Raw genomic sequence first — 16,198 nt, 5'->3', positions numbered from 1 at the left:
TTTTATGTTAATTAAATATGAACTTTACAAATAAAAAAGAAATAAAAATATACTTTTAGACCATAATTCATATTAGGTTCATATTACGATTCTACAATTAGAAAAGTTAATCGTAAAGGAGGAGCATAATGTTACAATTAAAAAACATATTTAAAAGTTATACTACAGGCGAATTTACTCAAGTTGCATTAGATGGAATAAGCCTAAAATTTAGAAAATCTGAATTTGTTGCAATTCTTGGACCGAGTGGCTCTGGAAAAACAACATGTTTAAATGTTATAGGTGGTCTTGACCAATATGATGAAGGTGATTTAATTATCAATGGTAAATCTACAAAAAATTTTAAAGACTCAGATTGGGATGCCTATAGAAATAATAGTGTTGGATTTATTTTTCAAAGTTACAACCTAATTTCTCACTTAAGTATAGTAGATAATGTAGAAATGGGAATGACCCTTAGTGGAGTTTCAAATACAGAGAAGCACAAGAAAGCTCTTGAGGTGTTAGAAAAGGTTGGCCTAAAGGACCATGTTCACAAAAAACCAAACCAACTATCAGGAGGACAAATGCAAAGAGTTGCTATAGCTCGAGCTCTAGCTAATGACCCTGATATAATTTTAGCAGATGAACCTACTGGGGCTTTGGACACTCATACAAGTATTCAGATTATGGAGCTTATTAAAGAAATTTCAAAGGATAAACTTGTTGTTATGGTAACTCATAATCCAGAGTTAGCTAATGAATATGCTGATAGAATTGTTGAATTTAGAGATGGTGAGATAAAATCTGATAGCAATCCATTTTATGATGACTTAGATACTGCTGATTATAAACTTAAGAAAACAAGTATGAGTTTCTTTACTGCTTTAAAACTATCTGGCAAAAACATATCTACAAAGAAATGGAGAACAGCACTTACTGCTTTTGCCTCAAGTATAGGTATAATTGGTATTGCCTTAATACTTTCATTATCAAATGGATTCGATAAACAAATTGGAGAATTTGAAAATAGTACATTATCTGGTTTTCCAATAATGATTAATCAAAAAACCGCCGAAGTTGATATGGATGCAATGAGAGAGCAACACAAAGAAGCAGTGAGTAATTCCGTAAATGAAAATCAATTTCCAGATGTAGATTACATTTATCCTTATGACCCTAGTAAAAATAGTATTGAACACACAAATGTATTTACTGATGAATACATAGAGTATATTGAAAATATTGATTCATCTCTGCTCTCTGGAATGTCCTATACAAGACTTGTTAATATGAATCTTTTGAAATCTGATGGCAAAACTGCAACTCCAGTAAATACATCCCTAATTAACTTTTCATCATATCCCAATAGTCTAAATTTAGATACTAAAGGATACCTTGAAAGCAATTATGATTTATTAGCTGGGTCATATCCTAAAGAAAAAACGGATCTTGTTCTTATTGTCGATAGCTATAACAGACTTGACAACTCTATGCTAGAAGCTTTAGGTATAGATTCTGAATCAGATACTGTAAGTTTTAATGATATTATAAACAAGGAATTTAAATTAGCTTTAAATGATGATTACTACAAACAGATGGGCAATATATTTACAATAAACGGTACTCCAGACAATCTTATAGATATTTATAATAATGATAATGCTATTACTCTTAAAATTGCTGGTATAGTTCGTTCTAGCAAAAATTCAAAGCTAGAAATTCTTTCACCAGGACTTTCATATTCAGATGAATTATCACAATATTTTATTGATAATGCTAAAAACTCTGAAATTGTTAAAGTACAGCAAGATTCTAACTATAATGTATTAACTGGAAAGCCTTTTGGAGGTGCCACAGCTGGAACTAGTATGCCTACTAATCCAATGGCTGCAATGTCACCAATGGGAGGAGCTAGTAGTACTACTCCTAATGTTACTAAAGATGACGTACTTTCTCAATTAGGTGCTACTTCTACACCATTTGCTATCACCCTTTACCCTAAAGATTTTACTACCAAGGATAGGGTACTTAATTACTTAAATTCATGGAATGATGGAAATGCTGTTGAAGACTCTATAATATATACAGATTTAGCAGCTACATTCACAAAATTATCTGGTGGTATTATGGATTCAATAACCCTTGTTTTAATTGCCTTTGCCGCAATATCACTTGTTGTATCCCTTATTATGATTGGGATAATAACATACATTTCTGTATTAGAAAGAACAAAGGAAATTGGTGTATTGAGAGCATTAGGTGCAAGAAAGAAAGATATAACCCGTGTATTCAATGCTGAAACATTCATAATAGGTTCTTGTTCAGGATTACTTGGAATATTAATATCATACTTATTAACATTTCCAATAAATAGTGTTCTTAAGAATTTAACAGACCTTGAAGGTGTAGCAAAACTTAATCCAGTTCATGCTATAATACTTATAATTATAAGTGTTTCTTTAACATTGCTGGGTGGTGCTATTCCAGCAAAAATGGCTGCAAGAAAAAATCCTGTAGAATCATTACGTACAGAATAATATATAAATTTAATGTTACATACTCCTTATTTTAAAGAGTATGTGACATTTTTATTTCCTATAGTTATCTAGAAATTAATAATTAAATTTTATATTAAACACTATCTTAAATTCTCAGATTTACTAAATTTCAACTCCTTGTACACCCCTTATATCCGTACAACATATATTAACAGTATACAGATTTATTCTTATACCTTATGTATGGAGAATATGAAAAATCTATACTTTTAATAGGAGATATTATGAAAATGGAAAACACAAAAAATTGTAATGACTCTATAATCTTACCTAATCCAATAACTCAAGTAGCTAGTATGCCATATCCTCTATATCTTTCACTTCAAGGAAAATATTTTGTAGGCTATGCAGATGAATTAAATTTTGGAAGAGGTAAAAGTGCATGGGCAGGATTAGTAAATCCTTATTATTCAGGAGTTAATCTACACGTATATGTCTGGACTGTCACAAATATTGGAGAATCACCAATAAGAGCGCAAATATGGTTTAATTCAAATCCACCTGGATGTCCAGAGATATCAGAATTAGTTACTCCAGCTAATACAGCTCTTTGCCCATTACCAAAGCCACGAATTAGGTTACTTAAAGCAAGCAATGTTATAGGAGAACCTAAAGGTGGAGTTAAGGCATTTGTTAGAAGAGCCCTTCCAGAGGTTACAATTGCCGACGAAGAAGTAGGCAAATTTATTTTTCCTCCTGGAGGATCATTTATTATTTTCTTATCCAACCCAGAAACTCCAAATGAACTTGCTCAAGGTAGAGTCGCATTTGGATGGTGGGAAGAAAAGATAAAGTAAATCCTACTAATAATTAAATTAAAAGATAAAAAAGGTGCTGCTACACAATAGAAAATAAATTCTGAGGTGTGACAGCACCTTTATTAATTATATTTTAAGTATAGTAAAACTAATAGTAGTTCCAGATTCTAAAGAAGATGAACACTTTATATTTCCTCCATGACTCTCTACTATATACTTAGATATAGAAAGACCAAGCCCTGAACCTGATATATTAGTGTTTCTATACTTTTCACCTCTATAAAACTTATTAAAAACAAATGGTATATCATCAATGCTAATTCCACTACCAAAATCCTTAATATTTACAGTAATTTTATCTATCTCATCATCTACCCATATCTCAATTTTTTCTCCTGATTTAGAGTATTTTATTGAATTTGAAATAATATTATTTATAACTTGATTTATTCTTATTATATCTATAGAAATCAAAGCCCTTGGCAATTGTCCCTTAACATCTAATTTCATATTATGAGTAGCTACATCAATAGATAGGTCACCTAAAACTTCCTTTAGATAATCATCAGAGTATATTTCTTTTCTTTCAATTGACATTTCATTCAACTCTGTTTTCGATTGCTCTAATATATCATCTATTAATTTTGAAAGTTCCTTAGATTTCTTCAATATAATGTTTGAATATCTTTTTATACCATCTTCATCCTTTGCAATTCCATCTCTTATGCCTTCAACATATCCTGAAATTGATGAAAGAGGAGTTTTTAAATCATGTGAAATACAAGCTAATAATTCTTTTTCATTTCTTTTAAGCTTTTCTTCCTTTTCTTTTGAGTCTATTATTTCACCTCTCATAGCTTCAAAATCATGACAAAACTCTCCAACCTCCCCATGATAATCGTAGTTTACTTTACACTTATAGCTTCCATTTAGTATGGTTTTTGCACTACTATGGAGCTCTTTAATTGGTTTTATTATATCTATTTTTACAAACCTATTTATCATAAAAGCTAATATTCCTATTAAAAATAAAAGTATCCACAGGGGTATAAATTTCTCATTTTTGCTTTCCTTTTTTAATATACTCTGTGGTAAATCTATAATTATAATCCCTTCTTGAACATCATTATTAACTAAAGGTATACTGTATCTAATTAATGCATTTTTTCTATTGTCAAAGGCATTATCATAACCTATTTCATTTTCAAGATTTATCTTTTCTCCTTTATTAAAATCATCTATGGAAGAAAAGATAGCCTCCCCTTTTAAATTTATAACTGTATAATCATAAAAATCATTTTCCATGTAATAGCTATTTTCTTTAAACATTTCTTCAATCAATTCTCTTTGATTTGATGTTTCTATTCTTAATAAATTAGACTTATCTTCTTTTTTAATATCTTCCTTTAAAATTAGGAGAGAATATACCACTGATAATATAACAAATAGATATGTTAACCCTGTAAATATACTAATTTTTTTACCAAGGTAATTATCCTTCACTCTATTACTTCCCACTTATATCCTACTCCCCATATTGTCTTTATCGACTTTTCACCGTATTCTCCAAGCTTCTCTCTTAACCTTTTAACGTACACAGCTATAGTATTTTCATCCATATATTCACTGTAACCCCATACACTTTCATATACCTGAGACTTTGAAAACACTTGGGAAGGATTAGATGTGAAAAAATCCAATATTTGAAATTCCTTAGAAGTTAGTGGTATTTCCTTATTATTTAGTAAAGCTTTATATGCCTTAGAGTCTACTATTAAATCACCAAATTGTTTTACATCTGATAGTGTATCACTAGAAAATGAAGTATACCTTCTTATATGAGCTTTCACCCTTGCCACTAATTCCATTGGAGAAAAAGGTTTTGTCATATAGTCATCTGCCCCTACTCCTAATGTTAGTATCTTATCCATCTCTCCACTTTTAGCTGATAACATAAGTATTGGCATTTTCGATATCATCCTTATTCTTTTACAAACTTCAACACCATCTAAAAGTGGGAGCATAATATCTAAAATAATGAGCTTTATCATAGGATCATTAGCCAGTTCCACACCTTTTAACCCATCATTAGCTATCAATACCTGAAACCCATCTATCTCTAAGTAATCTTTTATTAAGTTTCCTAAATCATTATCATCTTCAATTACCAAGATTTTATCATGCATTCTACTCACCCCCACTTCCATTATATCATTATTTTACCAGCCCCTACTTTTTATAAATTCAAATATCTTTTTTTCTCTACTATCTGAATCTTTTTCATTATATCTTCCAAGAGACAAATCACCATCAATTCTTCCATCCTTTAAATAAATCAATCTACTTGCTCTTGAGGCTGCTTTTAAATCATGGGTTACCATTACTATGGATTGTCCCTCTTCATTTAATTCTGTAAGAATATCCAATACCCTGGCTCCCGTTGAAGAATTAAGTGCTCCTGTTGGCTCATCTCCAAAAATTATCTTAGGATTGTTAATTAATGCTCTAGCAATTGCAACTCTTTGCTGTTGTCCTCCTGATATTTCTGAAGGATATTTATTCTCAATATCTTTCAGCTCTAATCTATTCAATAATTCATCTGTTTTTTTATTTACGCTCTTCTTATCTTTATTGTTTAGATAACCACAATAAGTTATATTTTCTCTTATAGTTAAATCATAAAGTAAATTTATACTTTGAAAAACAAAGGATATATATTTATTTCTAATACTTGTAGCTTCTTTTTCACCTATATTTGTTATATCTTTTCCTAAAAGCTCAACGCTACCTGCACTTGGGCTATCCATAGTACTAATAGAGTATAACAATGTAGATTTTCCAGAACCTGAACTACCCATTATTACAGTAAAATCACTTTCATATATATCTAAATTAATATTTTTTAATACATTGTTTGATGTTTTTCCTAAAATAAATGATTTACATAATCCACTTGCTTTAATAATACTTCCCATCTCTTCTCCCCCTACTCTTCAATAAGTTCCACTGTAGATATTTTTCTTATACTAAACATTGATATTATTGATGAGCCAATGGTTAATATTCCAATAAATACTATTGTGCTTATAACTTCACCATTTGGAATCATCAACCCATCTATTCCCATCATTGCAAGCTTAAATAAATTTTTAGATATAGTAGCATTTAAAATAAATCCAGCCAAAGATGAAATACCTATAAGTAGCATAATTCTATATAAAGTTCTCTTTAAAATATAAATATTTGAAAATCCTAGCGATTTTATAATAGCATTATTTCTTCTATTATCGGTATTGTTCATAATTATAAGATTTACTATATTTAATATACTGAATAGTAATATTCCTAAAAGAATAATTGTAGTAACTGGTATAACTATCTCAATAACTGACTTACTTGCTGTTGCAATCAAACTTGGACATGTATCTATAGAACATACTTCATATTTTTGTTTATATTCTTCTTTAAACTCTTCATAATCATTTTTATCTTTTAAAGTAATATTGTTGTTTAAGTTATTAAGGTTATTTCTAATTTCCTTAGGCACTACATCTAAAGTCATTCTCATATTGTAGTTATTTGACATCATGCCGATATATTTACCAGTGATGAGCAATGATCTCTCTTCACCTAATATTTTTATATCAATATAATCTCCAATATCTAAACTTGCATCTTTTAGAATTTGTTCTGACAATGCAATTTCATTTTTATTTTTAGGATTTCTTCCCTCTTTAATAGATACATTAAACCCATGGTTATTGTCATAGTTATCATATAAATAAGTAATAACTTGAGCATTTTTTATATTGTATCTTGATACATCTAAATAAGCGACCTTTCCTACATCAAATGAGCACGCTCTTACGCCTAAGACTCTCGGGTCACTCTTAATTTCTTCTAAAGCCTTATCATATGACGCCTCTCCACTTGGAAAATCTAAGGTAACATCTCCCTGAAGTAATCCAAACATATTCCATGCATTATCTTTCATATTAATCATTGAGTAATTTACACTAACTAAAAATACTGAAAGATATATTACAAGGGATAAAACTGTTACTATAATTATATTTTGCTTTTTATATTTAAAAATATCATTTATAGCCATGGACATTGGTGATGAAGCATCTCTAATAATTGACTTCCTAAATTTCTCTTTAGATGAAGTAACTCCTATTCTAAATGCCTCAACAGGCTTTATTTTATTTATTCTTCTAAGTAAAAGATAAATATTAGATATTAAAACAAAACTCATTAATATTATTGTTAAAACTATAAAGCTAAAATTATTTATACCACCTTCATATATTCCAATATATTTAATAGATATCTTTACTAAATAATTTATAAACCAAATACTAAAGAAACTTCCAGCGGTTATTGCAATGACTCCTACTATTCCAAAGCTTTTTAAATATATATTACGTATCTGCTTTGAGGTAAATCCTAATGATTTATATACACCTATAGATTTATACTCCTTTAAAATGTTGTTCCATAGTACAAATCTTATTATTACAATAGATACAATGAATATTAATATAGCTGTACTTAACCCCACTGCACTTGTAATTTGACTTCCAGCATTTGCTGCAAATATTGTAATCCACTTATCATATATAACTCCATCAATTGAATCACCTATATAAGAAATTAATTCAGATGTTGCATCGTTTCCTTCTTTAGATGAATCATAACCAATATATTCAGATTTAATAGGTTCATTAAAGTCATCATAATCATTACTACCTATATATAAATTATTATAGCCCACAACAGAACTCGGAACTACTGAATCGTTTACTAAAGCTGATATAGTTAAATATTTATATTCATCACCATCTTTTATCTTTAACTTATCTCCTATTTTTAAATTCTTAGAATCAGCTAAAAGATTTGAGACCCAAATAGTACCTTTACTTGGAGTCGTTACTTTTTCTCCTTCTGTTATAACTACATCCCATGGATGAGCTTTCATACTCTCATAAATTATTAAATTTGCCATTCCCAAATCAAGGTTTTCATCCCCTAAAAATACTTGTCTATCTACCGTTAACCCCTTTGTTTTTCTAATATCCTTTTCATTAGTTTCTTCTTCCATAATAAAACTTTCAACTTTTGAAATAACATCCTCATTATATGTCTGAACTACAATATCCTTTATATTTTCTCCTTCATAATAATCATTAGTATATTTTGAAACTGTACTTGTAAAGCTCATAGATAGTGCAAATATAGATGAAGATACCATTAAAATAATTGCTATTAAAATTAATTGTAATTTTTTTTGTTTAATTTTCTTTTTCCACATCATCATCCCTCCATACTTTTATATTACTAATTAATTTTTAATATATTTATTTCAAATTCTTAATGAATTCTTACATTTTTCTAAATTGATTATACACTAAGGAATTCTATCAGTAATGCCGTCATTAATTTATATTACTACAACAAATCATTAAGTTTTTGATATAATAGATTTATTATACTTAGGAGGTACAGCATGAAATCAGCACAATATTATATAGAAAAATTAGGCATGACACCACATGTGGAAGGGGGATACTTCAAACAATCAGTATTATCAGAAGATTTCTTTAGAGAAGATAAAAAGTTATTTAGTAGCATATATTTCTTGCTTGAAACAGGAGAGGTGTCTCATTTTCACAGATTAACTTCTGATGAAATGTGGTATTACCACGACGGGCAACCTCTGACTATATATATGATCACACCAGAGGGTGAGCTTATAACTAAGCAATTAGGATTAGATATAGAAAAAGGAGAGGTTCCACAAGTTTTAGTTCCTAAGGGATATATATTTGGTTCTTCTATGAATAATGATGGATTTGCTTTAGTTGGATGTATGGTAGCCCCTGCCTTTACTTTTGATGATTTTGAATTATTTGAGAGAAGAGACCTTTTAAATATGTATCCAAATCTAGAAGATATAATAAAAAAGTTAACTAGATAAACCTTCTTCCTGATATTAGCTAAATATTTATTTAATATATCGTGGATAAAAAATGGGGCTGTCGCTCTAAAAAATTTGTGAGACAGCCCCATTTTAATGGTGGAGATGAAATGTAGTATTTATAATCCACCATATAATCTTTTATTTTATTCAATGCCCTTATTAATATATTTACTCTATGTAGAATTGGCCATTCATTATGTCTATTTTTTATGCACATTTGCATTAATAATATTCTGGTACTTCCTTATATCTGATTTTATTTGTCGGTTTTCAAAAAAATAAACTTCTGTGCCTGACCAGATAAATACCCAACACACTATACTTAATATACCTGCGAAATAAGCATATCTGCTTGAAAGGCTCAAGCCTATCAAACCAATAATGATGCCAAATGCGTACAAAACAATAGCCTTCATATTATTTCTACCATAGATATATTCATTTTCTTCCACTCGGTTTGAAAAGGTATTTACTATAGCTGTCTTCAACAACTTATCATCATAATTATTTTCACCTTTAATAAATATATCAACTTCTCTTCTTTTGCAATTCAGTAGCTTTGATAAAATAAACTCTTCCAAATCAGAGCTTAGGTGTAAATCATCCGAGCTAAAATATGGTGCAAATGGAGTATTTGTTTCATCCAAAAAGATATCTATCCTTAAATCATTGTTCATGCTATCACTCCTCTTACTCAAGGTAAGTAAATTTCTATATGTATATCATAAATAAATTTTTTAATAGTATAAAGTTAAGCAATATATGGAATTGCTACCTTCTACACATTTCCTATTCTAAATAACATATTTATATTATTTGAATCTATATATAAATATATTCAGATTATCTTCTGAGTCCTTACTAAACAAAATAAAGATGACAAAAGGAGTTACTCAAAATACCTTTAATCATTTTGAGTAACTCCTTAGTTATTATCTGATTTGACCATTTCCAAATATTATATACTTATTAGTGGTAAGCTCTTTAAGTCCCATGGGACCTCTTGCATGTAGCTTTTGAGTGCTTATACCTATTTCTGCTCCAAATCCGAATTCCTCTCCATCAGTAAATCTAGTAGAAGCATTCACATAAACTGCTGCTGCATCTACTTGTTGATGAAATCTTTGAGCATTCTGATAATCATTTGTTACTATAGCTTCAGAGTGGCCTGAGCCATATTTATTTATATGAGTTATCGCTTCATCTATATCTTTTACTACCTTTATACAAATTATATAATCTAAATATTCTTTATAATAGTCTTCTTCATTTGCTAGTATTATGTCATTTACTATTTCTATAGATTTTTTGTCTCCTCTAACTTCTACTTTTCTTTGTCTTAACTCATCAACTATTACTGGAATAAATTCTTTTGCTATATCTTCATGAACAAGTAATTTTTCCTCAGAGTTGCAAACTGCTGGTCTAGTAGTTTTTGCATTTATAACTATTTGTTTTGCCATTTCTAAGTCACTATTTTTATCAACATAAACATGGCAGTTCCCTGTTCCAGTTTCTATTACTGGTACTGTAGCATTTTCTACTACTGATTTTATTAGTCCAGCGCCTCCTCTTGGTATTAGCACATCTATATATTCATTTAACTTCATCATATTTTTAACAGTTTCTCTACTTGTATCTTCTATTAATTGAATACAATCTACTGGTAACTTAGTTTTTTCTAAGGCTTTTTTTAATATTTGTACTATTTTTTTGTTGGAGTTTATAGCTTCACTTCCACCTCTTAGTATTATTGCATTACCTGATTTTAAACATAGCCCTACTGCATCACAAGTAACATTTGGTCTTGCCTCGTATATTATTCCTATTACTCCTAGAGGTACCCTTTTTTTCCCTATTTGTAGTCCATTTGGTCTAGTTATTATTGAACTTACTTCACCTACAGGGTCTTCTAGTCCTGCTACTTGTGTTAAACATCCACTCATCCCTTTGATTCTGTCTTCATTTAAAAGCAATCTATCTACTATTGCTTCTGATGTTCCCTTATTTTTTGCATTTTCTATATCAATTTTATTTACTGCTATTATTTCACTAGCATTCTCTAATAATGCTTTTGCCATTTCATTTAAAGCTTTATTTTTTTCATTTGTTGAAATATTTGATAATATGTACGCAGCTTCTTTTACTTTTTTCCCTTTTAAAATTAACTCTTCCATCTAAAATTACTCCCTTCATATTTTTTTATCTTTCTTTTCTCAGAAATAAAGTTCCTACATCGTCTCCATTTAATATATCAATAAGTTTACTTGGATCTTTTCCATTTGCTAATATCATATTTGTACCATTATCAGTTACAAGCTTTGCTGCATGTATTTTAGTTTCCATTCCACCTGTACCTAAATTACTTCCAGCACCTTCTGCAAAATTTATTACTTCTTCCGTTATATATTTCACTTCTTTTATAAGCTTTGCATCCTTATTTGTTCTTGGATTAGAGTCATAGAAACCATCAATATCTGATAGTATTATTAAAAGATTTGCATCCACAATAGTAGAAACTATTGCTGCTAGATTGTCATTATCTCCAAATCTAGATATATTTTCAATTTCATCTATAGATACACTATCATTTTCATTTACTATTGGAATTATTCCGCTTTCTAACAAGGTTTCAAAAGTATTTGCAACATTATTTCTACTTCTTTCACATTCTATAATGTCTCTTGTTAAAAGTATTTGACCTACTGAATAGCCATATTCTCCAAATAGTTTGCTATAAATATTCATAAGTGCTACTTGTCCCACAGATGCTGCTGCCTGTTTTTCTCTAATAGTTTTTGGTCTTTCCTTTAAGTTCATTTTACTTACTCCAACACCTATAGATCCAGATGTTACAAGGATTATTTCTTTCCCACTATTTATTAAATCAGATATTGACATGGCTATTTTTTCAATTCTTCTTAAGTTTATGTTTCCATTGTCATAGGTTAAGGTTGAAGTACCAATTTTTATAATTATTCTTCTTGAATTTTTAATATTTTCGCGATATTTCATTTTTATCTCCTCTTAAGTTTCCTTCATTAATTTTATCTTTTAATAAGCTTGTAATAATATTATCATAAAAATATAAGTTTATTAATACTACCCCACTCTACAATTTATTAGAAATAACTTCCAATGAATAGCAAACCTAAGCATATATCCTGTACATAAAATAACCCACGACAATACATTGCTGTATTGTCGTGGGTTTTATGGTGGAGACGAGACACCACCATTAAATTCAAAACTTATTTACATATTAATTTAAAATCAATATAAATTTATTAGCCCAAAAGCTTTGAAAATCCTAGCTCTTTTCACAGCTATGTAGCAAGTCCAAATTCTAGTAACATTTCTAGCTACTTCACTATCTACTCCCCAAGAAAAATTAGGTTGCCAAAAACCTTCTTCCTTCAATGTATTAATCCAAAAAGAAAAGTTCTTTTCTATAAAGGTTTCAACTAATTTATACCATTGTGACTCAGGTGAAGTTACTAAATCTAAAGGTTGTGATACATATTCCATCCATTTAGCCTCATCTATACAAAGACAGTCTAATATTCTTCTTTCCATAGACCTTATAGTTACATCACTAATCAAATTTGAATTTAGTTCTTTTAAAACTATAAATAGTCTTTGTAGGCAATAGCAATCATGGTCAGAACACTCTTCATTACTATTTAAAAACTCTATACATCTAGCTGCAATTTTATTACCTATCTCCTTTTGAACAGCATTACCATACTTGATAAAAGCTGAGGCAACAACAGCACAAGGGTTAGGAGTAAATTTTGTATCTGGAGCATATATCCACCATGGTGCATGGGGAAAGTTTTCAACTTCCTTTGGAACCTTCTCCCAGAATGATGGCGTATCTTCAATGGTTTTTTCAAAATAATTTAATAAATTTCCAAACCAAGGCTCCTCACAATTAAGGTCATAATCATATGCAATAAAAATGGCCTCAGTAGATGCTATACTTGTTGATGATGGTAATAGCATATCAGCTTCTAATCCCTTTCCAAAACCACCATCCTCATTTTGATATTTTATTAGTTCTGATACTATATCCTCTTTACTACCCTTATTAAAAGTATAATTCCATTTTACTTTTTCAATATCTCTACCATTACTAAATATATGCTCCTCTATATTTTTAAATTGGCTCATCTTTAACTTCTCCATAGTACACCTCACAAACTTTATTTCATAACTTAATGTTAATACATTAAACACCTTTAGTATTGTAAAAATGCGACATTCTATTTAATTAACTCGTTTATAGCTTTCATAGGAGTGTTTCCATGGTATTTTTTAAAGTCATTTATCATATGAGCTTGATCACAATAACCATAACTATAAGTAATATTACTAAGATTAAAATCTCTCTTAAAAGCTATGTCTTTCCATATATTTTGATATCTAACTAAACTGCAGCACTTCTTAGGAGTTATTCCAATATATTCTCCGAAGATACGCTCCAACTGTCTAGAACTAACAGAAATATAATTACTAATCTCTGATATTGTAGTTACCCCTTTAGATTTCAAAATATAATATACTCCATTTAATAAATTTTTATTTCTAAAATTCTTATTGAATAATCTTCTAAGCAATAACTTTTCTATGTAATATATTCTTTCTTCAATCTTAGGATAATATATAACTATATCTTCAATTTCTTTTCCTAAATCCATAAAATATTGGTCTACAATTGCAAACTCATTACACTTTTTAGGCAATTGATTATCTGTAAATAAATGCACAGCCCAAAAATTAAATCGGATACCAAAGGTAGAAATCAACGCTGAGGTTTTAACCTCTTGTGTATAAAAAGGAGAATCATTTATACTACAAAATAGGTTATTCACTTTATTATTACTATAATCTATATCAAAAATTATATCCATACAACAATCTGGAATCACAATATTGTTTCTATCCCCCTCTTTAGTTATTTCCTTATTTCTATAAGGCACTGGACTTCCCCAAAAGCATCTTATATATGGCTTTAAAGTATCACATGGCTCAACTTCTCTATAAGTATCTGATTTATTTATTATATTATTAGTTATGGGTTTAAATAAGTCTGATAGCTCTTTCATTTGTTCCACCACTTCATAATAATTTATTTTTATTTTTGTTAATAATCGTACTAATATTATAACATTATTTCTAATATTTAGGATAAACTTTATCTATTAAAATCTTTAATAGATAAAGTTTATAAAAAGTGTTAGTGTGCCTAATTTATTACTAGAATTAAATGTAATTAAGTGTTAATATATTCATATAATTTACAAATAACATATGTTCAATTGTACTAACTACATTACAAATACTATTTAGTTATAAATGAAAGGAGTATAAAATTTTATCTATTTTAAGATTAAAACAAAGGTTATACTTACTAATAATTTTGGGGAGGGATTAATTTTGAAAGGCACCAAAAAAATAATATGTATATGTTGCTCTTTAATTGTTATAACATCACTTGTGGGTTGTAATAGTGTTAAAGACAAGTCCTCTAGCTTAAGTGATATAACTAGCATAAAATTCAAAGATTTTTCAAAGGATATTTCTGAAGATAGGATATATAGCACTATAGAGAAACTTTCCGCAAAGGATGATGCTAGAATAACCGGGTTTGATGGAGAAAAGGATGCAGCATCATATATTTGTAAAGAGTTTAAAGACATGGGACTTAGTGTTGATGAACAAGAGTTTCCTGTAACAGCGTTTAAATGTAATGATGTAGAAGTAAAAATAGATATGCCTGAAAGTAAAGTTGTTGAATCTAAGGCTTTAACCTTTAGTAAAGAGACTCCAAAGGAAGGATTAACTTCAGAAGTCGTTAATGGATATATGGGAACACAAACTGATTTGGAAAAAGCTAAAGTAAAAGATAAACTTGTTATTATTCAACGTGGTGGTGATACATTTAAAAATAAAACTGAAAGAGCTACTGCAATGGGTGCTGTAGGTGTTATATTTTTTGATCCTAATAGTGAAGAACCTCTATCCGCTACCCTAGTTGAACCTACAAAAATACCAGCTGTTACAATATCTAAAGCTGATGCAGAATATCTTAATTCAACCATAATAACCTCAAAAAAAGGCCTTAAAGCCACACTAAAGGTTGATAGTCAGTGTATAGATAGTAAATCAAAAAATATTATTGCAACATTAAAATCTAAAAAGAAAGATGCTAAAACCTTAATAGTTGGAGCTCACTATGATGGAGTAGATACCCCAGCTGCAAATGACAATGCTTCAGGTATTTCTACTGTAATGGAATCAGCAAGGATTTTATCCAAGAAAAACCTTGATTGCAATATTAAATTTATTGCATTTGGTGCTGAAGAAATAGGTTTAGTGGGTTCAAATTATTATGTTCAATCTTTAAATAGTGATGATTTACAAAATACTATTGCAATGGTAAATGCCGATATGGTTGGTATCGGTGATAATTTATGTGTTTACACAATGGATAGCTCTAAGGATTCTTTAACTGCAGATTTAGCAGTAAGTTGTATGAATAACTTCCAATACGATAATAGAAGAGATGAAAGTAACAGAAGTGATCATGTAGCTTTTGAAGCAGCTGGTATACCAGTGGCATATTTTGAATATGGCCCATTTGTTGACTACCATACGGATAAAGATACCGCTGATAAGATCAATAAAGAAAACTTATCTAATACATGCAACGTAATCACATCTTTATGTAATGAAATTGGTAATAATCCAGAAAGATTCTCAAAATAATAACTAAAAATAAAATCTTAAATCTTATATAAAAAAGAACTTAAGTAACATAATACTTCTAATGTACTATTATTCCTATGGATAATAATGAACAAGCAAATATAATTGTAGTGGATACCTTTCTCTAATAAAAATAAGGCTCTATA

Annotated in this window: 13 protein-coding genes; 4 read left to right on the top strand and 9 right to left on the bottom strand. The window is 29.2% G+C overall.

The genetic code is table 11. From position 1 onward, the window contains the following. The first annotated feature begins 128 nt into the window (after positions 1–128). Both B3Z56_RS06310 and B3Z56_RS06305 read left to right on the top strand, forming a co-directional pair. On the top strand, positions 129–2,519 hold the full coding sequence (locus tag B3Z56_RS06310; protein ID WP_346847274.1) for an ABC transporter ATP-binding protein/permease: 2,391 nt from the start codon (positions 129–131) through the stop codon (positions 2,517–2,519). 251 nt (positions 2,520–2,770) lie between these two features. Next, the gene (locus B3Z56_RS06305) at positions 2,771–3,337 is read left to right on the top strand and encodes a DUF6143 family protein (RefSeq protein WP_346847273.1); all 567 of its coding nucleotides are present in this window, start codon (positions 2,771–2,773) and stop codon (positions 3,335–3,337) included. An 87-nt stretch (positions 3,338–3,424) separates the two neighbouring features. On the opposite strand, the gene B3Z56_RS06300 is transcribed toward B3Z56_RS06305, so the two are convergent. The 4 genes from B3Z56_RS06300 to B3Z56_RS06285 are packed head-to-tail and all read right to left on the bottom strand — an operon-like array spanning position 3,425 to position 8,612. Next, complete coding sequence (locus tag B3Z56_RS06300; protein WP_346878480.1) at positions 3,425–4,816, bottom strand: HAMP domain-containing sensor histidine kinase; 1,392 nt, start codon at positions 4,814–4,816, stop codon at positions 3,425–3,427. Then, positions 4,798–5,484 carry a response regulator transcription factor gene (locus B3Z56_RS06295; protein WP_346878479.1) on the bottom strand — a complete coding sequence of 229 codons (687 nt, stop codon included), beginning with the start codon at positions 5,482–5,484 and terminating at the stop codon, positions 4,798–4,800. Before B3Z56_RS06295 ends, B3Z56_RS06300 begins: the two co-directional genes overlap by 19 nt. Positions 5,485–5,517: 33 nt before the next feature. Then, on the bottom strand, positions 5,518–6,273 hold the full coding sequence (locus tag B3Z56_RS06290; protein ID WP_346847270.1) for an ABC transporter ATP-binding protein: 756 nt from the start codon (positions 6,271–6,273) through the stop codon (positions 5,518–5,520). 11 nt (positions 6,274–6,284) lie between these two features. Next, complete coding sequence (locus tag B3Z56_RS06285) at positions 6,285–8,612, bottom strand: ABC transporter permease (protein ID WP_346878478.1); 2,328 nt, start codon at positions 8,610–8,612, stop codon at positions 6,285–6,287. Between the two features lie 195 nt (positions 8,613–8,807). Here B3Z56_RS06285 and B3Z56_RS06280 point away from each other — a divergent pair, with 195 nt between their 5' ends. Continuing rightward, positions 8,808–9,278: a cupin domain-containing protein gene (locus B3Z56_RS06280; RefSeq protein ID WP_346847268.1), complete on the top strand. Its 471-nt coding sequence runs from the start codon at positions 8,808–8,810 to the stop codon at positions 9,276–9,278. A gap of 203 nt (positions 9,279–9,481) precedes the next feature. On the opposite strand, the gene B3Z56_RS06275 is transcribed toward B3Z56_RS06280, so the two are convergent. The 5 genes from B3Z56_RS06275 to B3Z56_RS06255 form a co-directional block, all read right to left on the bottom strand. Beyond that, positions 9,482–9,958, bottom strand: coding sequence for a hypothetical protein (locus B3Z56_RS06275; RefSeq protein WP_346878477.1), 477 nt, complete (start codon positions 9,956–9,958; stop codon positions 9,482–9,484). A gap of 255 nt (positions 9,959–10,213) precedes the next feature. After that, positions 10,214–11,458 (bottom strand): glutamate-5-semialdehyde dehydrogenase, encoded by a 1,245-nt coding sequence (locus tag B3Z56_RS06270; protein ID WP_346878476.1) that lies wholly within the window; start codon positions 11,456–11,458, stop codon positions 10,214–10,216. Positions 11,459–11,483: 25 nt separating this feature from the next. Continuing rightward, the gene (proB, locus tag B3Z56_RS06265) at positions 11,484–12,296 is read right to left on the bottom strand and encodes a glutamate 5-kinase (RefSeq protein WP_346878475.1); all 813 of its coding nucleotides are present in this window, start codon (positions 12,294–12,296) and stop codon (positions 11,484–11,486) included. 258 nt (positions 12,297–12,554) lie between these two features. After that, a complete protein-coding gene (locus B3Z56_RS06260) occupies positions 12,555–13,469 on the bottom strand; it encodes a hypothetical protein (protein WP_346878474.1) in 915 nt (304 codons plus the stop codon). Between the two features lie 77 nt (positions 13,470–13,546). Then, positions 13,547–14,389 carry a helix-turn-helix domain-containing protein gene (locus B3Z56_RS06255; protein ID WP_346878473.1) on the bottom strand — a complete coding sequence of 281 codons (843 nt, stop codon included), beginning with the start codon at positions 14,387–14,389 and terminating at the stop codon, positions 13,547–13,549. Positions 14,390–14,720: 331 nt separating this feature from the next. Here B3Z56_RS06255 and B3Z56_RS06250 point away from each other — a divergent pair, with 331 nt between their 5' ends. Further along, entirely contained in the window at positions 14,721–16,052 is a 1,332-nt protein-coding gene (locus B3Z56_RS06250) for a DUF4910 domain-containing protein (RefSeq protein ID WP_346878472.1), read from the top strand. Positions 16,053–16,198 lie beyond the last annotated feature (146 nt).

Origin of the sequence: Clostridium sp. UBA7791 (assembly GCF_002480755.1) — a bacterium.
GTDB classification, from domain to species: domain Bacteria; phylum Bacillota; class Clostridia; order Clostridiales; family Clostridiaceae; genus Clostridium_J; species Clostridium_J sulfidigenes.
The sequence above is the reverse complement of the archived record's forward strand: the minus strand, read 5'-3'. Positions and strand labels throughout refer to the sequence as shown.